Raw genomic sequence first — 26,300 nt, forward strand, 5'->3', positions numbered from 1 at the left:
TCGACCTCCGTTCGGCGGCCGGGAGCGATTCGGCGGGGTCGATGGGACGTAATTGGTCTGTCACGGGAGGAACATGGCACGTTTACCCGATGTGCTGATCCGATGATCCTGGTCACAGTCATTCCCGGGTTCAGCCGACGAGCTGGGGGAGGAGACGGTGACCACCGTCGCGCTCAAGGATGTCACCAAGGTGTTCCAGGACGGGACAGTCGCGGTCGACACCATCAATCTGGACGTCAACGACGGCGAGTTCATGGTGTTGCTCGGTCCGTCGGGCTGCGGCAAGTCCACCGTGCTGCGCATGGTGGCCGGCCTCGAGGATCCGACCACCGGCGCGGTCATGCTCGACGGCGAACTGGCCAACGACCTGCCACCCCGGGAGCGGAAGATCGCCATGGTCTTCCAGGACTTCGCGCTCTACCCGCACATGACGGTGGGCGACAACATCGCGTTTCCGCTGCGGCTGGCCGGGGTGGAGCCGACGCCGCGCGGCGACCGGGTGACGGACGTGGCCAGCGCGCTGGGCATCGGCGACGTGCTCGGCCGCAAGCCGAGCCAGCTCTCCGGCGGCCAGCGGCAGCGGGTGGCGATGGGGCGGGCGATAGTGCGCCGTCCGGGGCTGTTCCTGATGGACGAGCCGCTGTCCAACCTGGACAGCGGGCTCCGCGCGGAGCTGCGGGCGGAGATCTCCGGTCTCACCCGGGAGTTGGGCGTCACCACCATCTACGTCACCCACGACCAGGCCGAGGCGCTCACCATGGCCGACCGGGTCGCCATCATGCGCAAGGGCGTGCTCCAGGACGTGGGCACCCCCACCCAGGTGTACGGCCGCCCGGCCACCCTCTACGTCGCCGCGTTCCTGGGCAGCCCGCGGATGAACCTGCTGGAGGCCTCGGTCTACGTCCACCTCGACCGGTACGTGACGCTCAACCTCGGCGAGCAGGCGCTCTACCTGCCCTGGGACGACATCCGCAGCCGGGCGGTGGCGCACTACCACGGCGAGCGGATCATCGTGGGGATGCGGGCCGAGGCGCTCACCCCGGTCGCCCCGGACACCCCGGGCGACGTGCTCCAGGGGCGGATCCGCTACCTGGAGCACCACGGGCACGAGTCGCTGGCCTTCCTCGACATCGGCGCCACCGCGATCATGGTGGACGAGATGGGTGGCCCGGTGGAGTCCGGCGAGAACGGCCAGCGTGGCCTGCGCCGGTTCGGCCAGGTCATGCAGCGGCTGACCGGCCGGGTCGGCGAGGCGCCGGACGCCGTGCCGACCGGTGGGGGCAACCGGACCAGCGTGCTCAACGACCCGGGCCGGCACCACCGCCGCCCGGCCGAGCTGGCGGTCCGGCTCGCCCCGTACCCGGCCGTGTCGGCGGGTCACCCGCTGGCCGTGCAGGTGCGGATGGACGCGCTGCACTTCTTCGACGAGAGCGGCGACCGGATCGACGTGGGCTGGCGGTGACCGCCGACCGCGGCCGGGCTGGTCTTGCCGGAGAAGTTACCGACGAGTAGCGTCTGGGCATGTCCATCGACTCTCGCCAGGTGGCCGCCGGTCTGCTGGAGGCCGTGCCGTTCGCCCGCACGCTCGGAATCGAATTCGTCGAGGTCGCGCCCGAGGCGGAGGGCGGGGTGCGGGCCGTCGTCCGGCTCCCCGACTCGCCGGCCACCCACAACCACGTCGGTGGCCCGCACGCCGGGGCGATGTTCACCCTCGGGGAGACCGCCTCGGGCGCGGTGGTGCTCGCCGCGTTCGCACCGGTGCTCGACCGGGCAGTGCCGCTGGCCGTCCGGGCGGACATCGGGTACCGGAAGGTGGCCATGGGCCCGGTGCTCGCCACCGCCCGGCTCGGTCGCCCGCCGGCCGAGGTGATCGCCGAGCTGGACGCCGGCACGCGGCCCGAGTTCCCCGTCGAGGTCGAGATCGGCACCGAGGACGGCACCGTCACCTCCGTGCTGACCGTGGTCTGGACGCTGCGCCCGAACCGCTGACCGGCGGGACGAATCGGGTTTGCCCGGCCCGTCCGATGGATAGATTCGAAGCGTGCTGGGCCTACCCGCTCATGTGACCGCCTGTCTCTTCGATCTGGACGGTGTGCTGACGCAGACCGCCAAGGTGCACAACGCCGCCTGGACCGAGACCTTCAACGCGTTCCTGCGGGCCCGCGCCGAGGCGACCGGCGAGCCGTACCGCCCGTTCGACCCCGGACCGGACTACAACCGGTACGTGGACGGCAAGCCGCGCGCCGACGGCGTGCGCTCCTTTCTGGCCTCCCGCGGGATCACCCTCCCGGAGGGCGCGCCGGACGACCCGCCGGAGGCGGACACGGTGCACGGGGTGGGCAACCGCAAGAACGTCGTCCTGCTCAAGCGGATCCACACCGACGGCGTGGAGGTCTATCCCGGCTCGGTGGCCTACCTGGAGGCGGCGGCCGCCGCCGGGCTGCGCCGCGCCGTGGTCTCGGCGAGCGCCAACTGCCGGGAGGTGGTCGGCGCGGCCGGGCTGGACCGGCTGCTGGAGGTCCGGGTCGACGGGGTGTTCGCCCGGGAGCGGGGGTTGCGCGGCAAGCCCCACCCGGACACCTTCCTCGCCGGCGCCGAACTGCTCGGGGTCGCCCCGGCGAACGCCGCCGTGTTCGAGGACGCGCTGGCCGGGGTGGCCGCCGGCAGGGCCGGCGGCTTCGGGCACGTGATCGGCGTCGACCGGGTGGGCCAGGCCGACGAGCTGCGCGCCCACGGGGCGGACGTGGTGGTCACCGACCTCGCCGAGCTGCTGAAGGAGCCGGCGGCATGATCCGTGAACGCGCCTATCCGGTCGAACCCTGGCACGTCCGCGAGATCCGCCTCGACATGGACGTGCTGGCCCAGTCCGAGTCGGTCTTCGCCCTCTCCAACGGGCACGTCGGGTTGCGCGGCAACCTCGACGAGGGGGAGCCGCACGGCCTGCCCGGCACCTACCTCAACTCCTTCTACGAGCTGCGCCCGCTGCCGTACGCGGAGGCCGGCTTCGGCTTCCCCGAGTCGGGCCAGACCATCGTCAACGTCACGAACGGCAAGCTGATCCGGCTGCTGGTCGACGACGAGCCGCTCGACGTCCGGTACGGCGAACTCCTCTTCCACGAGCGGATCCTCGACCTGCGCGCCGGCACCCTGCACCGGGAGCTGCACTGGCGCTCGCCGGCCGGGCGGGAGGTCAAGGTCCGCAGCACCCGGCTGGTGTCGTTCACCCAGCGGGCGGTCGCCGCGATCAACTACGAGGTCGAGGCGGTCGACGGGCCGATCCGGCTGATCCTCCAGTCCGAGCTGGTCGCCAACGAGACTCTGCCGGCGCAGAGCCGCGACCCGCGGGTGGCCGCGGTGCTGGAGTCGCCGCTGCAGGCCGAGGAGGAGCTGACCACCGACGACGGCGGGCTGCTGATCCACCGCACCAAGGTCAGCGGGCTCCGGGTCGCCGCCGCCATGGCGCACGACCTGCACGGTCCCGAGCGCACGACCATCGAGTCCGAGGGGTACGAGGACTGGGTGCGGACCACCATCGGCTGCGTGCTCAAGCCCGGCCAGACGCTGCGAGTGGTGAAGTACCTGACGTACGGCTGGTCCAGCCGGCGGTCGCTGCCCGCGCTGCGCGACCAGGTCGGCGCGGGCCTCGCCGCCGCCCGCCTGGACGGCTGGGACGGGCTGCGCCGGGCACAGCGGGAGTACCTCGACGAGTTCTGGGACGCCGCCGACGTCCGGGTGGAGGGCGACCCGGAGGTGCAGCAGGCGGTCCGCTTCGGGCTGTTCCACGTGCTCCAGGCCGGCGCCCGCGCCGAGCGGCGCCCGATACCCGCCAAGGGACTGACCGGCCCGGGCTACGACGGGCACGCGTTCTGGGACACCGAGATGTTCGTCCTGCCGGTCCTCACCTACACCCAGCCGAGCGCAGTCCGGGACGCGCTGTACTGGCGGCACACCACCCTGGCCCAGGCGCACGAGCGGGCCCGGACCCTGAACCTGAAGGGCGCCGCCTTCCCGTGGCGGACCATCGAGGGCCCCGAGTCGTCGGCGTACTGGCCGGCGGGCACCGCCGCGTTCCACATCGCCGCCGACATCGCCGACGCGTTGCGGCGGTACCTCCTGGTCACCGGCGACGACGCGCTGGAACAGGAGATCGGCCTGGAACTGCTGGTGGAGACCGCCCGGCTGTGGCGCACGCTGGGGCACCACGACCGCAACGGCCAGTTCCACATCGACGGGGTGACCGGCCCGGACGAGTACACCGCGGTCAAGAACGACAACATCTACACCAACCTGATGGCGCAGCGGAACCTGCTGACCGCCGCCGACTGCGCGATGCGCCTCCGGGACCAGGCGGCCGACCTCGGGGTGACCGAGGAGGAGGCCGCCGCCTGGCGGGACGCCGCCAACGCCATGCACGTCCCGTACGACGAGGACCTGGACGTGCACGAGCAGGTCGAGGGGTTCACCCGGCTGCAGGAATGGGACTTCGAGCACACACCGCCCGAGAAGTACCCGCTGCTGCTGCACTACCCGTACTTCGACCTGTACCGCAAGCAGGTGGTCAAGCAGGCCGATCTGGTGCTCGCCATGCACTGGCGGGGGGACGCCTTCACCGGCGAGCAGAAGCTGCGCAACTTCCTCTACTACGAGCGACGCACCGTGCGGGACTCGTCGCTGTCGGCCTGCACCCAGGCGGTGATGGCGGCCGAGGTGGGTCACCCGGAGCTGGGCCACCGCTACCTGCGCGAGGCCGCCCTGATGGACCTGCACGACCTGAACGAGAACACCCGCGACGGTGTGCACATGGCCTCGCTGGCCGGGGCCTGGATCGCCCTGGTCGCCGGCTTCGGCGGCCTGCGGGACCACGACGGGACGCTCTCCTTCTCGCCGCGGCTCTCAAGCCGGCTCAGCCGACTGGAGTTCTCGCTCCAGTGGCGGTCGATGCACCTGCGCGTGGACGTCCGGCCGCACCAGACGACGTACTCGCTGCGGCACGCCGGGCCGGACGCCGTGCTGGACCTGCGCCACCACGGCGAGGCGATCCAGGTCACCCGAGACCGGCCGGTCACCGTGCCGGTGCCACCGGCCCACGCGTCCGGTCCACCGCCGGAGCAGCCGCTCGCCCGGGCGCCCCTGCTGCACCTGCCGGAGAACGACAGCTGAGGGACGCGGCGCGTCCCCGCCCGGGCGGGCGGGGACGCGCCGGTGCGGTCAGAACTGGCGGCCGTTGGACGGGCGGCCGGCCGCGTCCCGGGGCGCCACCGCACGCGGGTCCTCGGGTGTCCGGGCGTCGGCCGCTTCGTCCCCGAAGTTCCGGGCGTGCTCGGCGTCCTTTTCCTGCCGTTCCCGCTCGGCGGTCTGCTGCCGGGACCTGTCCTGCTGCTGGGCCATGACGATCCTCGCGATCCGTCGGGGCGCGGCTGCGCCGATCTACGGTCCCTCCGCGCCTTCCCGCTCGGTCCGGCGGCAAACGGCTGCTCACCCCTCCAGGTGTCGCGCGAAGCTCAGCCGGAGGTGGTTCTTGGGCCGGGCGCCGACGATCGAGCCCACCACCTCGCCGTCCCGGAAAACCAGCAGCGTCGGCATGGACATCACCCCGTACGCCCGGGTGCTGGCCGGATTCTCGTCCGAGTTGAGCGCGGCGAAGAGCAGCGCGTCGCCGAACTCCTCGGCCAGCTCCGCCAGGTGCTTCGAGACCGCCCGGCAGGGTGGGCACCACTCGGCCCAGAAGTCGACCACCACCGGGCGGGTGCTGGCCAGCACGGTCGCGGCGAACGTGTCGTCGGTGACCGTCGTCAGTCGGGCCTGTTCCGTGTCCTGAGGCATGTCTTCTCCCGGTGGGCGATCGCGTGGGCCAACTGGTCGTGCAGTTGCCGCCGTACGGCGCCGAGCCGGTCGAGGTAATCGTCCACCTCGGCGAGCTTGCGGCGCAGCACGGCGACCGAGTCCGGGCAGACGTCGCCGGAGCTGTTGCCGGCCCGGAGGCAGGCCACGAACGGCCGGATGTCGTCGAGGTCGAAGCCCACCGCCAACAGCGCCCGGATCTCGTGCACGACGCGCAGCTCCGCCTCGTCGTACACCCGGTAGCCGTTGGCCGACCGGCGCGGTCGCACCAGTCCCCGGGTCTCGTAGTACCGCAGGGTGCGGGTGCTCGTGCCGGCGCGTTCCGCCAGCTCACCGATCAGCATCCGACCTCCCTCGCCCGCCCTCGACGCCACGCTAAACCTTGCCGTCGGCGTCAACGCAACAGGTGAACGGGGGGTGCCACCGGGTATGCGGGCACGATCGGCAACGTGTGGAGGTTGGAGATGCGGACGCGTGAGGTGACGATTCCGGTGGTCGAGGACGGCCTGCCGGCCGACCTGATCATCCCGGAACGGGCGACGGGGGTGGTGCTCTTCGCCCACGGCAGCGGCAGTTCCCGGCACAGCCCGCGCAACGTGGCGGTGGCGCACGTGCTCAACGACCGGTCGCTGGCCACCGTGCTGGTCGACCTGCTCACCCCGGCGGAGGACGCGGTCGACGCCCGCACCGCCGAGCTGCGCTTCGACATCGGCCTGCTGGCCGACCGGTTGGCCGCGATCGTGGACTGGATGGCCGGCGACCCGGACCTCGGCCCGCTGCCGGTCGGTCTCTTCGGCGCCAGCACCGGCGCCGCCGCCGCCCTGGTGGCAGCGGCCGCCCGTCCGGACCGGGTCCGGGCGGTGGTCTCCCGGGGCGGCCGGCCGGACCTGGCCGGCAGCGCCCTGTCGGCGGTGCGGGCACCGACCCTGCTGCTGGTGGGTGGGCTGGACGAGCAGGTGATCGTGCTCAACGAGCAGGCGCAGGCCCAGCTCGGTGACGTCGCGGAGCTGCGGATCATCCCCGGCGCGACCCACCTCTTCGAGGAGCCCGGCACCCTCGACCAGGTCGCCGACCACGCCGCCGGATGGTTCGCCGGCCGGCTCGCCGTCCCCGCCTGACCGGCGCCCCGCCTCCAGGGCAGGGGCCGGACTCAGGCGGCGGTGGGCTGCGCGGGCGGCGCGGCGGCGGGCTCGCGGTGACGTTGGACGGTGTCGATGATCCGCCAGGTGACGGCGGCGATGGGCACCGAGACGAAGGCGCCGGCGATGCCGGCGATCAGGGCGCCCGCGGTGACCACGACCAGGATGACCGCGGGGTGCAGCTGCACCTGACGCTTCATGATCAGCGGCTCCAGCAGGTTGCCCTCGATCTGCTGGACGGCGATCACCGCGGCCAGCGTGAGCAGCGCGGTGGTCGGCCCGTTCGCGGCGAGAGCGACCAGCACGGCCACCGCGCCCGCGACCGTCGCGCCGATGATCGGCACGAACCCGCCGAGGAAGGTGATCAACGCCAGCGGCAGGGCGAGCGGCACCCCGAGCAGCACCAGCGCCAGGCCGATGCCGATGGCGTCGATCGCCGCGATGATCATCGTGCCCCGGCTGTACGAGCCGAGCGTCCGCCAGCCGACCCGCCCCGCCTCCGCGGTGACCGCCCGGTTCGGGCCGGTCATCCGGCGCAGCACCCACCGCCACATGGACCGGCCGTCCTTGAGCAGGAAGAAGAGCAGCACCAGCGCCAGCAGCACGGAACCGGCCACCTCGGCGGCGGTACGCGCCCCGCCGATCGGGTCGGGGGCGCTGCCGCTCAGTCCGTCCCGGGTCTGCTGGAGCAGCCGGTCCAGCTGGGCGTCGGTGATCGGCAGGGTGGAGGTGACGAAGTCGCGGCTGCGCTCCAGGCCCTGGTCCAGCTGCTGGCTCAGCTCACCGAACTGGCTCGCGGTCAGGTTCCACACCAGTACGCCCAGCCCGACCAGGACCCCGAGCAGCAGCAGGATGGTGAGCAGGGCGGCCAGGGCCACCGGCACCCGGAGCCGGCGGAGCAGGAGCAGCACCGGGTCGAGCAGCGCGGTGAGGAACAGCGTCCCGGCCAGCGCGACGGCCAGCGGCGCCAGCAGCACCGCGATCTTTCCCAGCAGCCACAACCCGGCGATCACCACCACCAGGCAGGCGCTCCACGTCACCGCGGTCCGGACCGGCCAGGGCAGGCCGGCCCAGGCCTGCCGGGGTCCCGCCGCACGGGTGCGGTCCGCCGTCATGTCGGGCGTCCGCCCGGTAAGGTCCTCGACCACGTCGACCCCTCCTCCATCGTGGCCGCTCGATACCCGCCCGGCCCCGATCCGACACCCGCCGGCGGGGTGGCGGGGTGGGCCGCGTTTGCGCACCCGACCGGAGGGAAGGCGGCGAGGACGAAGGGAGATCCGGCATGAGTGACTTCACGGACAAGGCCAAGGACTTCGCCGAGCAGCACGACAAGCAGGTCGACAAGGGGCTGGACAAGGCGGGCGACACGGCCGACCAGCGCACCGGCGGCAAGTACGACGAAAAGATCGACAAGGGCGTCGACATGGCGCAGCAGCGGACCGGCCAGGGCGACACCGACCGCTGACCTCGCCACGCTCCCGGGTCGCCGCATCGGGGGTGGCCCGGGAGTGGTGTCTCCGGTCCACGGAAATCCGCGCCGGCCGCGCCGGCCGCGCCGGACGGGTGACGGGTCACCAGCCGGGGTAGCGGACTCCGTTGACGTTCACCCGCAGGCTGAACAGCGAGCTGGAGGCGCAGATGTAGAGCTGGTTGCGCTTCGGGCCGCCGAAGGTGAAGTTGGCGACCACCTCGGGCAGGTGTAGCTTGCCCAGCAGGGTGCCGTCCGGGTCGAAGCAGTGCAGCCCGTCGTGTGCGGCCACCCAGATCCGGCCCGCCTCGTCGAGCCGAACACCGTCGAAGGAGCCGGCGTCGCAGGTGGCGAAGACGTCGCCACCGCGGAGCGTGCCGCCCTCGGTCACCGCGAACCGGCGCAGGTGCCTGGCCCGGGTGTCGACCACGTAGAGGGCCGACTCGTCGGCGCTGAAGGCGAGGCCGTTGGGCTGTACGAAGTCGTCGGCGACGACCCGTACCTCGCCGTCGTGCGGGTCGACCCGGTAGACGTGGTTACCGCCGATCTCGCTCTCGCCGCGGTGCCCCTCGTAGTCGCTGTCGATGCCGTAGCTGGGGTCGGTGAACCAGATCGACCCGTCGGAGTGCTCCACCACGTCGTTGGGGCTGTTGAGCCGGCGGCCCCGCCAGCGGTCAGCCAGCACGGTGTCGGTGCCGTCCGCCTCGGTTCGGGTCACCCGTCGGTTGCCCTGCTCGCAGCTCACCAGCCGGCCCCGCCGGTCCACCGTGTGGCCATTGGCGTAGCCGGCAGTCTGACGGAACACCCCGACCTGACCGGTGGTCTCGTCCCAGCGCAGCAGCCGGTCGTTGGGGATGTCGCTGAAGACGAGACAGCGACCGGCGGGGAACCAGGCCGGGCCCTCCAACCAGCGGCCCCCGGTCCAGAGGCACTCAGTCCACTCGTCCCCGTTGACCCGACGGAACCGCTCGTCGAGCACTTCGAACCGCGTCCTGAACCGGTCCATGACCCCTCCGCCCGTGACTGTCGTCCGGCGTCAAAGTAACATGGCCGAACGAGAATCGGTGTACAGGAGATCAACCGAACTAATTCCATCGGGAGTGGCAGTGGACGATGTGGACCGGGGGCTGCTGGCCGCCCTGCAGCAGGACGCGACCCAGTCGTACGCCGCGCTGGCCCAGGCCGTCGGGCTCTCGACCGGGGCCGCGCACGAGCGGGTACGCAAGCTGCGCGAGCAGGGCGTGATCCGCCGGACGACGGTGGACGTCGACCCCGCCGCGGTCGACCGGGGCGTGCTCGCGTTCGTGCTGGTCGAGGCGAACGCCTGGATGGGCGACCGGCCGACCCACGAGGCGCTGGCCGCGCTGCCCGAGGTGGAGGAGGCGCACGTCATCGCCGGCCCGGCCTCGCTCCTGGTCAAGATCCGGGTCGGCACGCCCGAGCAGCTCCAGGCCGGCCTGCGCCGGCTGTTCCAGCTGGACGGCGTCACCGGCACCCGGACCATCGTGGTGCTGGAGACCTTCTTCGACCGGCCGCTGGACCCGTACCCGCCGAACCCCTGAGACGGCGGTGGCCGCGCCCCGCGCAGGAGCCAGACGTACGCCTCCTCGGCGACGGAGTGGCGGACCAGCTCCGCGATCACCACGTCGGCGAGCTGCCGCCGGTGCTCGGGGTGCCGTGGCGGCTCTCCAGCTCGACGAAGATCGCCTCCACCTCGCGGTGATCGGTCATCAGGACGTCCACGACGTCACGGCCGGCATCTCTGCCCCTTACCGGTGCGGTCGGTTCGGCTTGCCGGGGCAGTACCCTGCACCCGGCGGTCGAACCGACATCCGCCACCGTTGTGGTCAGCCGGACGATGCCCAAATCGATCACCTCCATCAGCACCTCGATGAGGCCCTTCCGCCAGGAGGGAACACGTGACTTCCCGTACCGGCCGCCGGCTGCTGGCCCTGCTGATCGCCGCGGCGGTCGCCGCCGGACTGACCCTGCTCAGCGCGATCTGGCGGGCCGACGCCGGACCGGGCAAGGGCCGGGCCCGCAACGTCATCCTCATCAACGGCGACGGCATGGCCGCCGCGCAGCGCGAGGCCGCCCGCCTCTACCTCGCCGGGCTCGACGGCCGGCTCACCATGGACCAACTGCCGGTCTCCGGACAGCTCACCACGAGCCCGCGCGACCCGAAGACCCCGGTCACCGACTCCGCCGCCGCGGCCACCGCCTGGGCCACCGGCGAGCGGACGTACAACGGCGCGATCAGCGTCGCCCTCGACGGCAGACCGCTGCCCACCCTCGGCGCCCGGGCCAAGGCGGCCGGCAGGGCCACCGGCCTGGTCACCACCGCCCAGGTGACCGACGCCAGCCCGGCGGCCTTCTTCGCCAACACCGCGAACCGCTCGGCCCAGGACGAGATCGCCCGGCAGTACGTCGAGGTGACGAAGCCGGACGTCATCCTGGGCGGCGGCGAGGACTGGTGGCTGCCCGCCGGCGCCGCCGGCGCGTACCCGGACAAGCCGGCCGGGGACCAGTCCGAGGCGAGCCGGGGCGCCCGGGGCGACCTGATCGCCGAGGCCAGGGGCGAGGGCTACCAGTACGTCTCCACGGCCGACCAGCTCCAGCGGGCCACGGGCGGCAAGCTGCTCGGGCTATTCGCCAACGAGGAGCTGTTCCAGCAGCGCCGCGAGGGCGAGGGCGACGCCTACGACGCTCCGGTCAGCCTCGCCACGATGACGGCCAGGGCGCTGTCGACCCTGTCCCGCGACGAGCAGGGCTTCTTCCTGTTCGTGGAGGAGGAGGGGATCGACGAGTTCGCCCACGAGAACAACGGCGCCCGGATGCTCCAGGCCCTCGGTGAGCTGGAGAAGGCCGTCGTGGTGGCCCGCGACTACGCGGCCAGCCACCCGGACACCCTGGTCGTGGTGACCGGTGACCACGAGTGCGGCGGCCTGACCGTCGAGGACACCGGCGCCTCAGACGAGTCCGGCGTCGGCAGCTCGGCCGAGGACGGCCCCTTCCCGGTCAAGGGCAGCGGCCTCACCTTCAACCTGGACTGGACCACCAGCGACCACACGGGGGTCGACGTGCCGGTCACCGCGTACGGTCCGCTGGCGGAGGAGTTCACCGGCAAGCACCCGAACACCCACGTGCACGACGTCCTGGCGCGGATCCTCACCCGCTGACGACCCGACGCGGCCTCCGGTCCCGACCCGGGCGGGAGAGGGCGGCGGTTCCGGCGTAGGAAGCCTCAGTCGCGCAGCAGGGCGGGCAGCTCGGCCAGCGTGGCCAGCGCCGGGCCGTCCCAGGACGGGTCGTTGTCGTGGTGCTCGGTCGTCCGGATCACGGTCATGCCGACCGCCGCCGCCCCGGCCAACTCGCCGTCCGCGCCGTCGCCGACGAAGACGCACTCCGCCGGGTCGACGCCCAGCCGGTCGGCCGCGACCCGGTAGATCGCCGGGTCGGGTTTGGCCACGCCGACCTGGCAGGAGAAGACCGCGACGTCGAACCGGCGGCCCAGCCTGCTGGTCCGCCACGCCTCGGCGGCCTCGGCGGTGGCGTTGCTGACCAGCGCGAGGGGGTGGCCGTCGGCGCGCAGCGCGTCCAGCACCGCGAGGGTCTCCGGCGTGACGCTCTCCAGGAGCCAACCGGCCAGTTGCCGGCGGTGGGCGGCGGCCCGGACCACCTGCTCGTCGGTGGGGGTGCCACCGAGCCGCCCGGCGAGGAGCCGGACCGTCTCCGCCACGTCCCACCGGGTCATCCGGTCCCGCCAGGTGGCGTGGTACGCGGCGACCAGCGCCGTCGGCTCCACCCCGACCATCCGGGCCATCTCGCCGACCACCCGGTCGCGCTCCGAGTCCGCCCCGTCGACCAAGGTGTGGAAGAGGTCGAAGATCACCGGCCGCGGCACGTCCACATGCTATCGCTGCTGCGTACCCTCGGGTCCGAGACCGGCCTGGTGAACGCGCTGCTCACCGCGGCCCGGCTCCTGACCACGACGAAGGGCCGGTCTCCCGCTCGGGGAGACCGGCCCTTCGTCGGTCGTGCTCGTGGATCAGGAGCTGTAACCGCGGCCCGCGATCCAGTTGGCCAGCTCGGTCACGTCCATCCAGTACTCCGGCTCGCCCGGGCTGGCCGGGTCAGCGATCAGCACGGTGTTGCCGTTGTCCTTGTACTCCACCACGGTCAGGTAGTGACCGGGGTAGTTGTGCTCCACCCCGTCGACGTCGAGCGCGCCGCCGAGGATGTTGGCCACCACCGGGCGACCCTGGTCGACCGCGGCCTTCACGTCGGCCCGCAGGCGCTCGACCTGCTCCTTGGTGGCCACGTCGTCACGGATCTCGGTGGTCTTGTACCTGCCACCGGTGTACTCGTTGAGCACCCGGGTGATGTCGATGGCCGAGTCGGTGCCGTTCTCGGTCGTGCCGAGCTTCTGCGCCAGCTCGTCCTGGCTGACGGCCTTGCCCTCGGCCGACAGCGCCATCCGGGTCGACGCCGGGCCGCAGTAGTAGAAGTTCGGCTGCGCCTCGTACTCGTAGCCGGCGCGGCGCTCGCTCTTGTCGCCGCCCTTGCCCTTGTCGACGGTCACCGAGCCGACCGGCTTGGCCTGCGCCGGCGCGGCCTGCGCGGCCACGGCGGGACCGGCGACGGCACCGCCGCACATGATCAGACCGGCGACCGAGAGCATGCTGTTGCGGAAGGTCGTCTTCATGTCGAAGCTCCATTCGGGGGTTGGCGCCTCCGAGGCACGGAGGACGCAAGCACCGGGAGTGGCGCTCGGCTTACGCAGGTGTAACGGCCGGGAACCGGCCGCGATTCCGGCCGGGGCGTGCCACCGGTCACGCCAGAGTGGGACATTGCGGTCGTTCCGTCGCCGCCGGTTCGATGAGGGCCGGTGACCACTCGCCGAGGGTCGTGCCGGGGCCCTACCGAGCTGATGACGTCAACGGATCAGGACTCGCAGGAAGCCCTGGATGGGACTTCCCGGACATAACGCATGGGCGATCCGTTTGCGTCATCAGGTTCGTAGCGGGCCACGACCGGACCGCGGGCGGTGACCGGTGTCGGCAGGGCGCTCGCTCGGGTCGGGGCCGGCGAAGGGATCTCCGGGGGTCAACGAGCGGCAGCGGGCAGGCTGCCCAGCAGGCGGGTCACCGCGATCTCGATGACCACCCGCGCCGGATTCGGACGGGGCCGCCGATACCGCTCGGCGTACCGACGCTCGGCCTCGGCCACGGACTCCGCGTCGCGGCGGAGCACCGCCCGGCCCTCCACGGTCAGCCACCACCGTCCGTCGACCTGGCAGACCGCCACCGGCGTGCCGTCCGGCCCGGCCGTCGCCACGTGCCGGGCCTTCGCCGAGGTCCCCGAGGTGATCACCCGGGCCAGCCCGGCGTCCGCGTCGAAGGTGACCCCGACCGGTACGACGTGCGGGGTGCCGTCCGCGCGCAGGGTGGTCAGCGTGGCGAGGTGCCGCTGCCGGAAGAACGCGGCGACCCGTTCGTCCCGTGGGTCCAACCGGTTGTCGCCCGGCATGTTCCGCCCCCTGTCCGCCCGTCCGGACCGACCGCCGGCCCGGTCGGAGATCATGACACGGGGCGGCGGAGCCGGCCCTGGTCCGGCGGAGACTCCGGCTGACCGGGCAGCCGTCGCTGCGCCGCCCGATGCTTGTGGGCCAGCCGGGTCAGATAGATCAGGGCACCGGCGAGCACGCCCATGTCGTCCAGATAGATCGGGTCGGGAAGCACGTCCACCGGCAGGATCGTGTAGATCAGCGCGCCGTAGAAGGCGATCTTGCCGCCCGCCCCGAGCGTGGCGAGCAACCTGCGGGCGCGCACCAGCCGGACGGCGAGCAGCACGGCCCCGACCAGCGTCGCGAGCGCGACGACGGCGGCGAGCACGACCAGGATCCAGGTCTCGCGGGACACAGCGTCACGCTAACCCAGTCGGACCACCCCCGCGAGCGGCCCGGCCGGCGTCAGTACGCCGGCACGGCCGCCCGACCACGCGCCACCGTCGGGGTCTCCCGGGTGGTCTCCGTCGCTGCCCGGGTCGCCGACCCGGCATCCCGGGTGGTGGCCGTGGCGGCCAGGTCCACGGTGGACAGCAGCGACTGGGCCCCGGGGGCCCGGCCGGTCGCCGTGTACGCCTCGTCGCGGAGGCTGCGGGCGGCGGCCGCGGCCAGCTCGGCCGAGCGCCAGGCGGCCTGCTCCCGCTCCCGGGTGACCTGCTGCCGGATGCGCAGATTGTCCCGGACCAGCCGGCGCAGCAGCAGCTCCTGCTCCACCGGGTGCCGGCTCGGGTCCCAGCCGCGGTGGCCCAGGATGTCGCTCAGCTGCTCCACCGTGATCTCCTGCCGCCACTGCGCGTCCAGCGCCGCCCGGTGCAGCCAGCGCTCCCGGTCGGCGTACTCGGCCGGCGTGCGGGGCGTACGCGGCAGCGGCAGCGCGGCGGCGGCCGCCAACCGGCGGACGTCCTCCTCCGCCGCCTCGTACGCCCGCCAGGCCTCCTCGACCTCCTCCTGGGCGGCCAGCCACTCGGCGCGGCGCCGCTCGGCGGTGGCCGTCGCGCGCTCCGCCGCCACCGCCAACTCCTGCGCGTAGCGGGCCCGTTCCCGGGCCTCCTCGGCCAGCTCGAAGCTGCTCGGCATCGCGGCCTCGCTGATCCGGTCGCCGAACACCGACCGGAACCGGTCCGGGCGCACGATCAGCGCGGCGACGGCGATCGCCGCCACGGCGAGCAGGGCCAGCCAGATCCCCGCGGCCTGGGGGACGTCGGGCAGGACGGTGGAGAAGACGGTCTGCATCACCAGCACCTCGTGGTGGATCGTTAGGAACGGACGGTCGTGGCCCGGCCGACGGGCTAGGTCGCGGCGGGGCGACGGTGGCACGGAACGGTGCTTGCCGTACCCGATCGGGTCGGCGGGCAATCAGCAGGGCGGCCCGACGGCGGGAGGTCGGCAGGACCTCTGGGCGGCGGCCGGCCGGATCAGTCGCGCGGCGGACCGCGCCGGCCGACGGCGTCCCGGCCCGGGTCGGGGGCGGCCGGACCGGCCGCGGCGGCCGGCGAGAGAGTTGCGGAGCATCCGCCCGGTCGCTCGGGACCGACCCCGGCCGGGTGCCCGCTCGGCGTGCCGGTGACCCGCTCGGCAGCGGAGGCTCCGCTGGGGGCGGCGACCGGCTCGGCGGCGGCGCCGGCAGGCCGGTCGGCCGTCGCCGGGCCGGCGACGGGGACTCGGGGGACCTGGAACGCAGCGAGCTGAGCGGGCTCCACGGCCGGCCGGAAAGCCTCGGCAGGGGTGGCGGCGGTGCCGCCGAGCCCGACGACGAGCACCAGGGCCGTCACCGCCAGGCGGGTCCGTCTCCGCAGGGTGTGCAGCGTCGCGGCCCAGAGGGGCGGGGCGAACGCTACGAACAGCACCACCTCAACCTATCGGTCAGGTCCGCCGCCTGCAGCTCGACGATCTCGCGGGTCGACGTGACCCGCCCCACCATGCGTTGTGGACGGAGACGCCCCGGGGCGCCGGCCAACTCACCACGACCGGACCGCCGACCATCCGGAGCAGCGTCGCGCCGAGGCCGCGCGCCCCTCGGCCGGGGACGGCGCGCCGTGGCGGTGTCGGATCAGTTGGTGCCGAGCACCGGGGGCGGGACCGACCCGCCGTCACCCCAGACCATCTCGTCCTCGGTCAGCCAGGTCAGCCGCTCGTCCGACTCCTCCGCGTCGGACTCGCCGCGCCCGCCGAGCACGCCGTTGCGGCTGGCACCGGCCATGGCGGACAGCCCGGTGGCGCCGCGGCCTCCGCCGGCGCGGCCCTCCGCGTCGATCGCGCCCGCCCGGCCGGACGCCAGTCGACCGGTGCCCGCCGCCGAACGGCTCTCCGGGCCCGCCGGGGCGGCAACCGCCCGGCTCGGCGTGCTCTTGCCCGACCCGGCCAGCGATCCCGTGCCGACCACGCCCCCGGCCGGCGTGCCGCCGGGGACCCCGAAGAGCAGGCCGGCCCCGCCGGTCGAGGTCGTCGCGGCCGCGCCGGCCGTCGCGCCACCGGCCAGCAGCCCCCCGCCGAGCAGCGGACCGGCGCCCGCCAGCGAGGTGCCCGCATCCGGGTCGACCGCCCCGGGCGCGCCGCCGGCGCCGACGGCGCCGCCCGGGCCGGCACCGACCGGTTGGCTGCCGTGGCCGCTCGTGCCCTCCGCGGAACCGCTGGTCGGCGCCGAGTGGTGCACGCCGGAGGTGGTCGCGGTGGCCCCGGAAGCACGGGTGAACGTGCCGGAGTGCGGCGCGGCCGACGGGGTGCCCACGGACGGCCCGCCGCTCGTCGTCGCGCCCGAGCGGTCGGTGTGGCCCGGCAGGTCCGGATCCGGCGCCGGGGCGGTGACCACCCGCCCGTACGCGGAGAAGTCGTACCCCTCGGCCAGTGCGGCCACCACCTGCACCATCCGCTGGTGCGCCTTCTCCTGCTCGGCCTTGTCCTGCTCGTGGCCGATGAACCCGCCGATCACGGCGCCGGGGACACCGCCGAGGAGGAGGCCCTTGCCGGCGCCGGAGAGCGCCTTGTCGTTGTCGTCGGTGGCCTCCGGGCTCTCCGCCTGCTGCTGGGCGGTACGCAGCTCGTCGGCCATCATGGTGAGCGCCCGGCGGACGTCGGTCATCCCCTGGGCGAGGTCCCCCGAGTAGCCGACCACCAGGTCCAGCCGGCGCTGGAACTCCCGGGCGGCGTCGCCCGTCCACGACCGGCCCAGCGCGTCCAGGTCGCCGCTGAGATCCCGGCCGAGGCCCTCCAGCGTGTCCTTCAGCGAACTCCACTGCGCGCTCAGGCCGTCCACCTGCTTGGGGTCGCCGGACTTCACGCCGTCGTACAGCTCCTGGTGGCTGACGTGCTGATAGCGCTGGGTGTACTCAGACACGCGGGTCCCCCTCCGCCGGCTTCAGCGCCTCGTCGACGCCGGCGAGGGCGGCGAGGATGTCCGCCGCGCTCGCCGCGTTGCGCGCCTCGGCGGTCCGGTAGTTCGCCATGATCGTGCTGGTCGCCGTCTGCGCCGCGACGATCGCCTTGCGCAGCCGCTCGACCTGCGCCACGTAGCTGGCGTGGGTCTCGCTGTAGCGGCGCTCGTTCTCGGTGGCGTGGGCGAACGAGCCGAGCGCCGGCGGCCGGCACTGCAGGTCGGTGTTGAGCTTCCGCAGCACCGACTCGACCTCGGTCAGCCGACCCGCCAACCGCTGGTGGAAGTCCTCCAAGGACAGTACGTCGACTGTCGTGCGCCCGGTCATGGCTGCATCCCCGTAGTCATCGTCGATAACCGTTGGCCATGCCCAGGTTAGTCGACCGGGGCCGGCCGGGGCGACCCGTCGAGCCGGGGGTTCGACTCCACATCGGAGCGACGGCCGCTCAGCCGCCCTCGACCGGCGCCGCGTCCGGGCTCTCCGCCGCCGGTCCCGCCGTGGCTGGGGCCGAGCCGTCGGCCGCCGGCTCGAAGAAGGCCAACGCGTCCGCCCGCTCCAGCGCCGGACCGGTCGGGATCAGCGCCAGCAGCGACGCGGGCACCGCCAGCGGGGTCACACCGCCGTACCCGAGCGCGGTCAGCGCGTCGCCGGAGCGGGTGCCCAACGGGTAGCGGACGCCCTGGGCGCTGACCAGGTAGACGGTCGAGCCGGCCGCGGCGGCGCCCCCCTCGCCCGACCCGGCCGCGGCCTGGACCAGGACACCCTTCCCGCCGGGCAGCAGCACGCTCTCCGCGGTGCGGACCGCGTCCCGGGCGCCCTGGCGTACGGCGACCGCGGCGTCCCCGGTCAACTCGGCCGGCGCCCGGTCGAAGACCTCGAGGGTGGTGGTCGGCGGCCCGCCGGCGGCGCCGGCCCGGTAGCTGGCGCAGAGCACGGTCTGGCCGGCGCGGACCTCGCGCAGGGCGGGCAGCCGCTGCGGCGTGCCCTCGGCCTCCAGCCGCTGGTCGGTGAGGAGCTGACCGGCCTGGTCCGGGGTGATGTCGGTGATCTGCCCGCCGTCGCCGAGCAGCAGCAGGGCGGTGACCTCGCCGATCGCCGCAAGCCCCTGCCGGGTCAGCACGTAGTGCTGGCCGGCGGCCCGGAACACCTGGCCGATCTTCGCCGGCCGGTCCGCCACCGTCAGGCCGCTGGGGCTCCCGTCGCCGTCGATGGTCGGCTTGCGCAGCGGCGGCCCGGCCGGCACCGCGTTGAGCAGCTGCTGCCCCACGGTCAGGGTGGCCGCACCGGCCATCTTCAGCGCCACCAGCGCCTGCTCGCCCCCGGTGAGGCGCAGCTGCGACCCGGCGGTGAGCAGGTACCGGGCGTCGTCGGCGCGGACCAGCACGGCCTGGTCGGCGAGCGGGGTGCCGCCGGGCAGCGGATGGTCGATCACCACCCGGGTGCGCGACCGCCGCGGGTCCGCCGGGTCCGGCACGTCGCAGACCGACCAGGGGAGACCCACCAGCGACTTGCGGTCCGGCAGGTCGTCCGGGGCGCCGACGATGCCGACGGTACGACCGCGCGGCCGGTCCTTGATGGACGCCTGCGACATGGTCCGCACCGGCGGGTCCCCCTCGTTGAGGATGAGCCGGGCGGAGGCGTAGTTGAGCGTCGGGTGCAGCAACCCGTCGGCGAAGACGTAGGTGGCGCCGGTCTCCCGCTCGATCACCAGGGTGTTCGCCTCCAGCGGCGCGGCGTTGCCGGTGAGCTGGCCGTACGCGCCGGCGCCGCCGAGCACGATGGCCGCCACCAGCACGCTGCCGAAGACCGCCATGCCGAGCCGCCGCATCGGCAGGTCGTTGGTCTCCGGATCGCCGGAGAGCAACGCGGAGACGATGCGGCGGGTGACGAAGCGGTACGCCTGCACCTGGTCGCGGCGGGTCCGCATGACTAACCTCCGGCGGGGTGGATCCGCGACGATCAGGTCAGAGCTCCGCCGCGGGCTTCCCTACGATAAGGGGCCGTCGGCGGTCCACCGGGACCCCGCCCGTCCTCCGGCGGCGCTCCCAGCCGGCGGATGCCAGGATGTCCAGAAGGGACGCTCACCGATGACGCAGGTCCAGGCGCCACCCGGTCGTACCGCCGCCGTTCCCGCCATGCCGGCGGACCGACCGGTCACCCCGGTCGACCGGCGGCGTCGCGGCCGGCTCGGGCCAGTGGTCGTCGGCCAGTTGGTGGTGCTGGAGTGCGCCGCTCTCGCCGTCTGGCTGGCCACGGGCGGCCCCGGCTGGCTGCTCGGGCTCGTCGGCGTGCTCGCCCTGCTGGCCGTCGGCGCCGCCTTCGCCCGGCGCGGTGGTCGCTGGTGGTACGAGGACCTGATGCTTCGCCGCCGGCTACGGCGTCGCCGGGAGCGGTCCCGTGGGGCGGCGCCGGCCGGCGATCCCCGGTTGGCCGCGCTCGCCCCGGAGCTGACCGTGGTCGAGCTGACCGAGCGGAACACCCGGCTCGGCATCGGCCAGGACGACCGGGGCTGGTTCGCCGCGGTCGTGCTGACCGGCCGGTCCGGCGCCCCGGCCGGTTCCGTCGAGGCGGCCGTGGTGGACCGGGCGCTCGCGGCGCTCGCCGACTTCACCGGCCCGGTCACCCAGGCCCAGGTCGTCTCGCACACCCTGGTCTGGTACCCGGCGCCGGGCGCGCCGCCGGCCGCGCACCGGACCGTCTGGGTGGCGCTGCGGCTCTCGGTGTCCGACGCCCGCGCCGAGACGGTCAGCCGGGGCGGTGGGATGCGCGGCGTGCACCGTACGGTCGCGGCCGGAATCGGCCGGTTCGGCAAGGCGCTGAACGCGGCCGGTCTCAGCCACCGGGTCCTCGGCCGGGACGAGCTGCACGCGGCGGTGGTCTCCGCGGCCGGGCTGGACCTGGCGCCGGAGTCTCCCGCGGAGAGCTGGACCAGCCTGCGCGGGGGCGGCTGGACCCAGCGCTGCCTGGCCCTGCGGCTGCGGCCGAACGGCTCGCTCGGCGCGCTGGTCGACGCGGTGACCGCGACCTCCGCCCCGTCGCACACGGTGGCCGCGGTGGTGCTGCCCGGCGGGCGCCGGGTGCCCCCGCTGCTGCGGGTGGCGGCGATGGACGGCCACGCGGCGGCCCTGGTGAAGGCCGTCCGGGACGTGGCGAAGCGCTGCGGCGTGCCCGCCCGCCCGCTGGACGGCCAGCACGGTCCCGGCGTCTATGCCACTGCCCCGGTCGGCACCGCGATGGGCACGGTCACGGTCGAAGGTTGACGATCCAGCCGTAGAGGCCGCACACCCAGGCGGCCAGCGGCACCAGGGCGACGATCAGCAGGACCTCGACGATGTCGAGGGTCCGACCCCACACCGGCGAGATCCGCTTGCCGGCCACGGTCAACCCGTAGATCAGGCTGATCACGGCGACCAGCAGCAGCCCGCCCAGGATCAGGCCGAGCCGGACCGGCAGCGTTGCGGCGCCGAAGGTGGCCGCGGCTGCCAGCCCGAGGCCGACCGTGCCCGCGAACAGCACCGGGGCGCGCTGGGCCCGGCCGATGAACGGCCGCGCCCGCAGCAGCGACAGCAGCGCCAGCCCGAGGCAGAGCAGCACCGCCGGCAGCCGGCCGTTGGCGGCGAGGAGGACCTGCCCGCCGAGGACGAGCAGGGCGACCGTCCACAGCAGCCCGGTGAGGAACTGGTCGGCCCGCTCGCTGTCCCGCAGCACCTGCCGACCGTCGACGCTCTCCGCGTCGGTCTTCAGGTCCTCCGGGCCGGTGGGGATCGACGGCACGGGCAGCCGGGCCAGCCGGTAGGCGATCATCGGCAGGGCCGGCAGGACGGCGAACGCCACGGTCGCGACCACCGCGGCGGCGGCCGCCGCGCCGACGCCGAAGACCAGGCAGAGCACGGCGCCCAGACCGACGGCCGCGCCGACCGCGGTCGCGCCGAAGAAGAGCGGCAGCCGGTCGCCGACGGCCAGCGCCGCGATCGCCCCGAAGAGCACCACCGCGGTCGCGGCCAGTAACACGTGCGGGCTGGCCAGCTCCGTCAGCTTCCGGTCGCCGGCCAGGACCAGCAACCCGCCGACCGCCGCGTAACCGAGGGCGCCCACGGCCAGCACCGCACCGGTCCGGCTGTCGCCGCCCGCCCGGGACACCACCGCGGCGCTCACCAGCAGGGCGACCGCGACCACCAGCGCGGCCAGCGCGCCGGGCAGCTGGGGCGAGCCGGCGAAGAGCGCGGCCAGCGCGCCGGCCGACAGGGCCGCTCCGGCGAAGAGCACCGCGAAGGACCGGGTGGTGCCGACCTGCCAGGTGCCGGGCCGCTGGTTGGTGGCGGTCGCCACCGCGTCCACCACGTCGTCGAAGACGATCTCCGGGGCGGCGGAGGCGCGCGGGTTGAAGTAGAGCACCTCGCCGTCGCGGACGCCGAGCTGCGCCGCGGTACGACCACCGTCCAGCGGCTGCCCGCCGAGCCGGGACAGGCTCCACCCGCCGTGCCGGACCCCCTCGTCGGCGAGGTCCTCGCCGGCGTACCGCAGCAGGGTGGGCAGCAGGTCGGCCAGGGGTACGTCGGACGGCAGGGCGAGATCCATCCTGGTCCGCGGCGCCACGATGGTGATCCGGCTCAGCCCGCCGGTCGCCGCCTTCGTCGCCACTGTGGCCTCCTCGTGCTCGCCTACGATCCACCTCGGCCGGTGGCACCGCCCGCAGTGGGTCCACGGCGCCCACGGGAGATTACCTACGATGGCGGGCGCATAGGATGCCCACCCGACGACTCCGGTCGGTCGCGAACCGCATCAGGGCCGCTCTTGGGGAGGAGACAGCCAGCCGTGAGCACCGTGGTGTTCCGCCGGCTTCCGCGTCAACCGGGGCCCGCGCTGCCGCGGGGCGAGGTGCTGCTGGAGTCCCCGCCGGAGCTGCCCGAGCCGCAGCCGCGCGGGATGGGTCAGCTGCTGATGATCCTGCCGATGATCTGTGGCGTCGGCGCGATGGCGTTTCTCTACGCGGGCCGCGGCGGCGGCATGATGACGTACGTCGCGGGCGGCCTCTTCGGGGTGTCCATGTTGGGCATGGCCATCGGCACGATGTCCAACGGCGGCAACGACAAGGCTGAGCTGAACGCCGAGCGGCGCGACTACATGCGCTACCTGGCCCAGATGCGCAAGCGCACCCGGCGGGCCGCCGAGCAGCAGCGCGCCGCGATGTCCTGGCGGCACCCCGAACCGGACGCGCTCTGGTCGATCGCCTCGTCCCGGCGGCTCTGGGAGCGGCGGATCACCGAGGACGACTTCGGCGAGGCCCGGATCGCGCTGGGCCCGCAGCGGCTGGCGGTGGAGATCGTGCCGCCGGAGACCAAGCCGGTGGAGGACCTGGAGCCGATGAGCGCGATCGCGCTGCGGCGCTTCGTCCGCGCCCACTCCACGGTGCCGGAGTTGCCCACCGCGCTGTCGCTGCGCGCGTTCAGCCGGATCGTGCTGCGCGGCGACCGGGAGCCGGTGCTCGACCTGACCCGGGCCGCGCTGGGCCAGCTGGTCACCTTCCACGCCCCGGACGACCTGATCGTCGCGGTGGTGGCCGCGCCCGACCGGCAGCCGGTGTGGGACTGGGTCAAGTGGCTGCCGCACGCCCAGCACCCGGGCCGTACCGACGCGGCGGGCCCGCGCCGGCTGGTCTTCGCCAGCCTCGCCGAGGCCGAGTCGGCCCTCGCCAACGAGCTGGCCGGCCGGCCCCGGTTCGCTCCGGAGGCGAAGCCGCTCACCACCGCATCGCACGTCGTGGTGGTGATCGACGGCGGGGAGATCTCGCCGACCTGTCACCTGATGGGGGCGGGCCTCCTCGGCGCCACGGTCATCGACCTCTCCGGGACGGTGCCCCGGGACGCGGGCCGCTGGCTGCTCTGCCTCGACGCCGGCGACGGCAGCGGGCTGGACCTGGTCCGCGGCTCCTCGACGTCCCGGCTGGGCGCGCCGGACCGGTTGAGCGAGGCGGCCGCCGAGGGGCTGGCCCGGCTGATCGCTCCCTACCGGCTCTCCCAGCAGCAGGCCAGCAGCGACGAGCCGCTGGCCCGGAGCATGGAGCTGCCCGACCTGCTCGGCGTCGGCGACGCCGCCGCGGTGGACGTGCGGCAGAGCTGGCGGCCGCGCAGCCACCGGGACCGGCTGCGCATCCCGCTCGGCGTCGGCCCGGACGGCAACGTGGTGGAGCTGGACTTCAAGGAGTCCGCGCACGAGGGCATGGGCCCGCACGGCCTGGTCATCGGTGCGACCGGTTCCGGCAAGAGCGAGCTGCTGCGTACGGTGGTCGCCGCGCTGGCGGTGACGCACTCGTCGGAGGAGCTCAACTTCGTCCTGGTCGACTTCAAGGGCGGCGCCACCTTCGCCTCGCTGGACGCGCTGCCGCACACCAGTGCGGTGATCACCAACCTCTCCGACGAGCTGCCGCTGGTCGACCGGATGCGGGACGCCCTGGCCGGTGAGATGAACCGCCGGCAGGAGGTGCTGCGGGCCGCCGGCAACTACGTCTCCCGGTACGACTACGAGCAGGCCCGGGCCGCCGGCGAGCAGTTGGAACCGATGCCCAGCCTGCTCATCATCTGCGACGAGTTCAGCGAGCTGCTCGCCGCGAAGCCGGACTTCATCGACCTCTTCGTGATGATCGGCCGGCTCGGCCGGTCGCTCGGCGTACACCTGCTGCTGGCCTCGCAACGGCTGGAGGAGGGGAAGCTGCGCGGCCTCGACACGCACCTGTCGTACCGGATCGGTCTGCGCACCTTCTCCGCCGTGGAGAGCCGGATCGTGCTGGGCGTGCCAGACGCGTACGAGCTGCCGAGCGCCCCCGGCCACGGGTATCTGAAGACCGACACCAGCACCATGCTGCGGTTCCGGGCGGCGTACGTGTCCGGGCCGTACCGGCCGCCGGGGCAGGTGCAGCGGTCGACCCGGGCGCAGGTGCAGCGCCGCATCGTGCCGTACGGGGTGGACTTCGTGTCGGCGCCGGTCGCCCAGACCGCGGTGGAGACGGCGCCGGAGCCGGAGCAGCCGACGGACGGCAAGGCGGTCGCCATGCTGGACGTGCTGATCGACCGGCTCAAGGGTCAGGGCCGGCCGGCGCACCAGGTCTGGCTGCCGCCGCTGGCCGAGCCGCCGAGCCTGGGCGAGCTGCTGCCGCCGCTGGGCGTGCACCCGACCTTCGGGCTGTGCACCGCGAACTGGCCCGGCCGGGGCCGGCTCGCGGTGCCGGTCGGCGTGGTCGACCGCCCGTACGAGCAGCGGCGCGACCCGATGATGGTGGACCTGGCCGGCGCGGGCGGCAACGTCGTGATCGTGGGCGCCTCGCTGAGCGGCAAGAGCACCATGCTGCGCTCGATGATCGCGTCCCTGGGGCTCACCCACACCCCGCGCGAGGTGCAGTTCTTCTGCCTCGACTTCGGCGGTGGGGCGTTGCGCAGCCTGGAGGGGCTGCCGCACGTGTCCGGGGTGGCCGGCCGGCGGGACACCGAGGCGGTCCGCCGGACGGTGGCCGAGGTGGTCGCCGTGCTCGACGACCGGGAGACCCGGTTCGCCCAGCACGGCATCGACTCGGTGGCCGGCTACCGGCGGCGGCGGGCGGCCGGCGAGTTCGCCGACGACCCGTTCGGTGACGTGTTCCTGGTGGTCGACGGCTGGAACACGCTGCGCCAGGAGTACGAGGAGCTGGAGCAGACCATCACCAACCTGGCCAACCGGGGGCTGGGTTTCGGCGTACACGTGGTGATCACGGCCGTGCGCTGGGCGGAGATCCGGATCAACATGCGGGACCTGCTGGGCACGAAGCTGGAGCTGCGGCTCGGCGACGCGGCCGAGTCGGAGATCGACCGCCGGGCGGCGCAGAACGTCCCGGTCGGCTCGCCCGGCCGCGGCCTGACCCGCGACAAGCTGCACTTCCTGACCGCCGTCTCGCGGATCGACGGCAAGCGGGACGTGGACGACCTGACCGAGGCGTCGGTCGCCCTGGCCGGGCACGTGGCGGCGAACTGGCCGGGCCGTCCGGCCCCGAAGGTACGGCTGCTGCCGCGCCGGCTGCCGGTGGCCGAGCTGGCGAAGGTGGTCGACCGGTCGGCGCCGGGCCTGCCGATCGGGGTCAACGAGTCGGCGCTCGCCCCGGTCTACCTGGACCTGGCGAACGAGCCGCACCTGACCGTCTTCGGCGACGCCGAGTGCGGCAAGACCAACGTGCTGCGGCTGATCGCCCGGGGCATCGTCGAGCGGTACACCCCGGCCCAGGCCCGGCTGGTGATCGCCGACTACCGGCGCGGCCTGCTCGGTGCGGTGGAGGGCGACCACCTGCTCGACTACGCGCCGTCCAACCAGGCGTTCAGCCAGGGGCTCGGGTCGATCCGCAGCGCGCTGCAGAACCGGCTGCCGGGTCCGGACGTGACCACCGCGCAGCTGCGTGACCGGAGCTGGTGGAAGGGGCCGGACCTCTACATCCTGGTCGACGACTACGACCTGGTCGCCTCCGGCGGCAGCAACCCGCTCAGCGCGCTGCACGAGCTGCTGCCGCAGGCCCGGGACATCGGCCTGCACCTGATCGTCACGCGCCGGGTCGGCGGCGTGGCCCGGGCGCTCTACGAGCCGGTGCTGCAGCGGCTGCGCGAGCTGGACTCGCCGGGCCTGCTGATGTCGGGCAACCGGGAGGAGGGCGCCGTCTTCGGCACCCTGCGGCCGAGCCCGCAGCCACCGGGCCGGGGCACGCTGGTGCGCCGGCGCGACGGTCAGCAGCTCATCCAGACCGCCTGGTCGGAGCCGGCCTGATCCGGGCCGCTCCGAAGACTCCCTTGTGGACTGCCGAGGGCCTTTCGGTGTCGCCAATTCCACTGCGGACTCGCGCCATTTGCGGCTCTGGCGGGCTGCGACCGCTTGCCGCCGTGGGTTACCGTCTCATCGAGGAT

The 26,300-nt window shown here is 73.9% G+C and carries 26 protein-coding genes; 10 read left to right on the forward strand and 16 right to left on the reverse strand.

Annotated features, from left to right (window positions below; translation table 11 throughout):
* The first annotated feature begins 157 nt into the window (after positions 1 to 157).
* Genes ACFOYX_RS35440 through ACFOYX_RS35455 form a run of 4 tightly spaced genes read left to right on the forward strand, consistent with a single transcriptional unit; the run spans position 158 to position 5,160 of the window.
* Entirely contained in the window at positions 158 to 1,462 is a 1,305-nt protein-coding gene (locus ACFOYX_RS35440; protein ID WP_322440141.1) for an ABC transporter ATP-binding protein, read from the forward strand.
* 59 nt (positions 1,463 to 1,521) lie between these two features.
* Positions 1,522 to 1,989, forward strand: a complete 468-nt coding sequence (locus ACFOYX_RS35445; protein ID WP_322440140.1) for a DUF4442 domain-containing protein — start codon at positions 1,522 to 1,524, stop codon at positions 1,987 to 1,989.
* A gap of 52 nt (positions 1,990 to 2,041) precedes the next feature.
* Complete coding sequence (locus tag ACFOYX_RS35450) at positions 2,042 to 2,791, forward strand: beta-phosphoglucomutase family hydrolase (protein WP_322440139.1); 750 nt, start codon at positions 2,042 to 2,044, stop codon at positions 2,789 to 2,791.
* Positions 2,788 to 5,160 (forward strand): glycosyl hydrolase family 65 protein, encoded by a 2,373-nt coding sequence (locus ACFOYX_RS35455; RefSeq protein WP_322440138.1) that lies wholly within the window; start codon positions 2,788 to 2,790, stop codon positions 5,158 to 5,160. Before ACFOYX_RS35450 ends, ACFOYX_RS35455 begins: the two co-directional genes overlap by 4 nt.
* Positions 5,161 to 5,208: 48 nt before the next feature.
* On the opposite strand, the gene ACFOYX_RS35460 is transcribed toward ACFOYX_RS35455, so the two are convergent.
* From ACFOYX_RS35460 to ACFOYX_RS35470, 3 genes are all read right to left on the reverse strand, one after another.
* On the reverse strand, positions 5,209 to 5,388 hold the full coding sequence (locus ACFOYX_RS35460; protein ID WP_109801136.1) for a hypothetical protein: 180 nt from the start codon (positions 5,386 to 5,388) through the stop codon (positions 5,209 to 5,211).
* An 87-nt stretch (positions 5,389 to 5,475) separates the two neighbouring features.
* Entirely contained in the window at positions 5,476 to 5,823 is a 348-nt protein-coding gene (locus ACFOYX_RS35465; RefSeq protein ID WP_322440137.1) for a thioredoxin domain-containing protein, read from the reverse strand.
* The gene (locus ACFOYX_RS35470) at positions 5,793 to 6,185 is read right to left on the reverse strand and encodes a MerR family transcriptional regulator (RefSeq protein WP_322440136.1); all 393 of its coding nucleotides are present in this window, start codon (positions 6,183 to 6,185) and stop codon (positions 5,793 to 5,795) included. Before ACFOYX_RS35470 ends, ACFOYX_RS35465 begins: the two co-directional genes overlap by 31 nt.
* Before the next feature lie 120 nt (positions 6,186 to 6,305).
* Here ACFOYX_RS35470 and ACFOYX_RS35475 point away from each other — a divergent pair, with 120 nt between their 5' ends.
* The gene (locus ACFOYX_RS35475) at positions 6,306 to 6,959 is read left to right on the forward strand and encodes a dienelactone hydrolase family protein (RefSeq protein ID WP_375373518.1); all 654 of its coding nucleotides are present in this window, start codon (positions 6,306 to 6,308) and stop codon (positions 6,957 to 6,959) included.
* 32 nt (positions 6,960 to 6,991) lie between these two features.
* Here ACFOYX_RS35475 and ACFOYX_RS35480 read toward each other — a convergent pair whose 3' ends face one another.
* Positions 6,992 to 8,128: an AI-2E family transporter gene (locus ACFOYX_RS35480; protein WP_322440135.1), complete on the reverse strand. Its 1,137-nt coding sequence runs from the start codon at positions 8,126 to 8,128 to the stop codon at positions 6,992 to 6,994.
* A 134-nt stretch (positions 8,129 to 8,262) separates the two neighbouring features.
* On the opposite strand from ACFOYX_RS35480, the gene ACFOYX_RS35485 reads away from it, so the two are divergent.
* The gene (locus ACFOYX_RS35485) at positions 8,263 to 8,445 is read left to right on the forward strand and encodes an antitoxin (protein WP_109801131.1); all 183 of its coding nucleotides are present in this window, start codon (positions 8,263 to 8,265) and stop codon (positions 8,443 to 8,445) included.
* A gap of 106 nt (positions 8,446 to 8,551) precedes the next feature.
* Here the strand turns inward: ACFOYX_RS35485 and ACFOYX_RS35490 are convergent, their stop codons facing one another.
* Positions 8,552 to 9,454 (reverse strand): SMP-30/gluconolactonase/LRE family protein, encoded by a 903-nt coding sequence (locus tag ACFOYX_RS35490; RefSeq protein ID WP_322440134.1) that lies wholly within the window; start codon positions 9,452 to 9,454, stop codon positions 8,552 to 8,554.
* Positions 9,455 to 9,554: 100 nt separating this feature from the next.
* Here ACFOYX_RS35490 and ACFOYX_RS35495 point away from each other — a divergent pair, with 100 nt between their 5' ends.
* Entirely contained in the window at positions 9,555 to 10,010 is a 456-nt protein-coding gene (locus ACFOYX_RS35495; RefSeq protein WP_377534790.1) for an Lrp/AsnC family transcriptional regulator, read from the forward strand.
* A 76-nt stretch (positions 10,011 to 10,086) separates the two neighbouring features.
* Here the strand turns inward: ACFOYX_RS35495 and ACFOYX_RS35500 are convergent, their stop codons facing one another.
* Positions 10,087 to 10,335 carry a hypothetical protein gene (locus ACFOYX_RS35500; protein WP_322440132.1) on the reverse strand — a complete coding sequence of 83 codons (249 nt, stop codon included), beginning with the start codon at positions 10,333 to 10,335 and terminating at the stop codon, positions 10,087 to 10,089.
* 32 nt (positions 10,336 to 10,367) lie between these two features.
* Between ACFOYX_RS35500 and ACFOYX_RS35505 the strand changes: the two genes are divergently transcribed.
* The gene (locus ACFOYX_RS35505; protein WP_322440131.1) at positions 10,368 to 11,627 is read left to right on the forward strand and encodes an alkaline phosphatase; all 1,260 of its coding nucleotides are present in this window, start codon (positions 10,368 to 10,370) and stop codon (positions 11,625 to 11,627) included.
* A gap of 65 nt (positions 11,628 to 11,692) precedes the next feature.
* Here the strand turns inward: ACFOYX_RS35505 and ACFOYX_RS35510 are convergent, their stop codons facing one another.
* From ACFOYX_RS35510 to eccB, 9 genes are all read right to left on the reverse strand, one after another.
* The gene (locus ACFOYX_RS35510) at positions 11,693 to 12,352 is read right to left on the reverse strand and encodes an HAD-IA family hydrolase (RefSeq protein WP_322440130.1); all 660 of its coding nucleotides are present in this window, start codon (positions 12,350 to 12,352) and stop codon (positions 11,693 to 11,695) included.
* 144 nt (positions 12,353 to 12,496) lie between these two features.
* Positions 12,497 to 13,153 carry a C39 family peptidase gene (locus ACFOYX_RS35515; protein ID WP_322440129.1) on the reverse strand — a complete coding sequence of 219 codons (657 nt, stop codon included), beginning with the start codon at positions 13,151 to 13,153 and terminating at the stop codon, positions 12,497 to 12,499.
* A gap of 401 nt (positions 13,154 to 13,554) precedes the next feature.
* Positions 13,555 to 13,977 (reverse strand): TIGR03618 family F420-dependent PPOX class oxidoreductase, encoded by a 423-nt coding sequence (locus tag ACFOYX_RS35520; RefSeq protein ID WP_322440128.1) that lies wholly within the window; start codon positions 13,975 to 13,977, stop codon positions 13,555 to 13,557.
* A 50-nt stretch (positions 13,978 to 14,027) separates the two neighbouring features.
* On the reverse strand, positions 14,028 to 14,369 hold the full coding sequence (locus ACFOYX_RS35525; RefSeq protein ID WP_322440127.1) for a YkvA family protein: 342 nt from the start codon (positions 14,367 to 14,369) through the stop codon (positions 14,028 to 14,030).
* 50 nt (positions 14,370 to 14,419) lie between these two features.
* Entirely contained in the window at positions 14,420 to 15,247 is an 828-nt protein-coding gene (locus ACFOYX_RS35530) for a hypothetical protein (protein ID WP_322440126.1), read from the reverse strand.
* A gap of 182 nt (positions 15,248 to 15,429) precedes the next feature.
* Entirely contained in the window at positions 15,430 to 15,861 is a 432-nt protein-coding gene (locus ACFOYX_RS35535; RefSeq protein WP_322440125.1) for a hypothetical protein, read from the reverse strand.
* A 203-nt stretch (positions 15,862 to 16,064) separates the two neighbouring features.
* On the reverse strand, positions 16,065 to 17,348 hold the full coding sequence (locus ACFOYX_RS35540) for a WXG100 family type VII secretion target (protein WP_322440124.1): 1,284 nt from the start codon (positions 17,346 to 17,348) through the stop codon (positions 16,065 to 16,067).
* A complete protein-coding gene (locus tag ACFOYX_RS35545) occupies positions 17,341 to 17,712 on the reverse strand; it encodes a hypothetical protein (RefSeq protein ID WP_322440123.1) in 372 nt (123 codons plus the stop codon). Before ACFOYX_RS35545 ends, ACFOYX_RS35540 begins: the two co-directional genes overlap by 8 nt.
* A gap of 118 nt (positions 17,713 to 17,830) precedes the next feature.
* On the reverse strand, positions 17,831 to 19,312 hold the full coding sequence (gene eccB, locus ACFOYX_RS35550; protein WP_322440122.1) for a type VII secretion protein EccB: 1,482 nt from the start codon (positions 19,310 to 19,312) through the stop codon (positions 17,831 to 17,833).
* A 160-nt stretch (positions 19,313 to 19,472) separates the two neighbouring features.
* On the opposite strand from eccB, the gene ACFOYX_RS35555 reads away from it, so the two are divergent.
* Entirely contained in the window at positions 19,473 to 20,645 is a 1,173-nt protein-coding gene (locus ACFOYX_RS35555; protein WP_322440121.1) for a type VII secretion protein EccE, read from the forward strand.
* Here the strand turns inward: ACFOYX_RS35555 and eccD are convergent.
* Complete coding sequence (gene eccD, locus ACFOYX_RS35560; protein WP_322440120.1) at positions 20,629 to 22,026, reverse strand: type VII secretion integral membrane protein EccD; 1,398 nt, start codon at positions 22,024 to 22,026, stop codon at positions 20,629 to 20,631. The genes ACFOYX_RS35555 and eccD overlap by 17 nt on opposite strands.
* 174 nt (positions 22,027 to 22,200) lie before the next feature.
* Between eccD and eccCa the strand changes: the two genes are divergently transcribed.
* Complete coding sequence (gene eccCa, locus ACFOYX_RS35565) at positions 22,201 to 26,163, forward strand: type VII secretion protein EccCa (RefSeq protein WP_322440119.1); 3,963 nt, start codon at positions 22,201 to 22,203, stop codon at positions 26,161 to 26,163.
* Positions 26,164 to 26,300: the final 137 nt, after the last annotated feature.

The sequence above is a fragment of the Micromonospora sp. GCM10011541 genome, from assembly GCF_042650725.1.
Classification (GTDB): domain Bacteria; phylum Actinomycetota; class Actinomycetes; order Mycobacteriales; family Micromonosporaceae; genus Micromonospora; species Micromonospora sicca.

Excerpts from the sequence above, each read along its gene's own strand:
- ACFOYX_RS35475 (WP_375373518.1), top strand. The coding sequence starts at position 6,306 with ATGCGGACGCGTGAGGTGACGATTCCGGTGGTCGAGGACGGCCTGCCG.
- ACFOYX_RS35520 (WP_322440128.1), bottom strand. The coding sequence starts at position 13,977 with ATGCCGGGCGACAACCGGTTGGACCCACGGGACGAACGGGTCGCCGCG.
- ACFOYX_RS35485 (WP_109801131.1), top strand. The coding sequence starts at position 8,263 with ATGAGTGACTTCACGGACAAGGCCAAGGACTTCGCCGAGCAGCACGAC.
- ACFOYX_RS35545 (WP_322440123.1), bottom strand. The coding sequence starts at position 17,712 with ATGACCGGGCGCACGACAGTCGACGTACTGTCCTTGGAGGACTTCCAC.
- ACFOYX_RS35515 (WP_322440129.1), bottom strand. The coding sequence starts at position 13,153 with ATGAAGACGACCTTCCGCAACAGCATGCTCTCGGTCGCCGGTCTGATC.
- ACFOYX_RS35465 (WP_322440137.1), bottom strand. The coding sequence starts at position 5,823 with ATGCCTCAGGACACGGAACAGGCCCGACTGACGACGGTCACCGACGAC.
- ACFOYX_RS35470 (WP_322440136.1), bottom strand. The coding sequence starts at position 6,185 with ATGCTGATCGGTGAGCTGGCGGAACGCGCCGGCACGAGCACCCGCACC.
- ACFOYX_RS35455 (WP_322440138.1), top strand. The coding sequence starts at position 2,788 with ATGATCCGTGAACGCGCCTATCCGGTCGAACCCTGGCACGTCCGCGAG.
- ACFOYX_RS35530 (WP_322440126.1), bottom strand. The coding sequence starts at position 15,247 with ATGCAGACCGTCTTCTCCACCGTCCTGCCCGACGTCCCCCAGGCCGCG.
- ACFOYX_RS35490 (WP_322440134.1), bottom strand. The coding sequence starts at position 9,454 with ATGGACCGGTTCAGGACGCGGTTCGAAGTGCTCGACGAGCGGTTCCGT.
- ACFOYX_RS35460 (WP_109801136.1), bottom strand. The coding sequence starts at position 5,388 with ATGGCCCAGCAGCAGGACAGGTCCCGGCAGCAGACCGCCGAGCGGGAA.
- ACFOYX_RS35445 (WP_322440140.1), top strand. The coding sequence starts at position 1,522 with ATGTCCATCGACTCTCGCCAGGTGGCCGCCGGTCTGCTGGAGGCCGTG.
- ACFOYX_RS35555 (WP_322440121.1), top strand. The coding sequence starts at position 19,473 with ATGACGCAGGTCCAGGCGCCACCCGGTCGTACCGCCGCCGTTCCCGCC.
- eccB (WP_322440122.1), bottom strand. The coding sequence starts at position 19,312 with ATGCGGACCCGCCGCGACCAGGTGCAGGCGTACCGCTTCGTCACCCGC.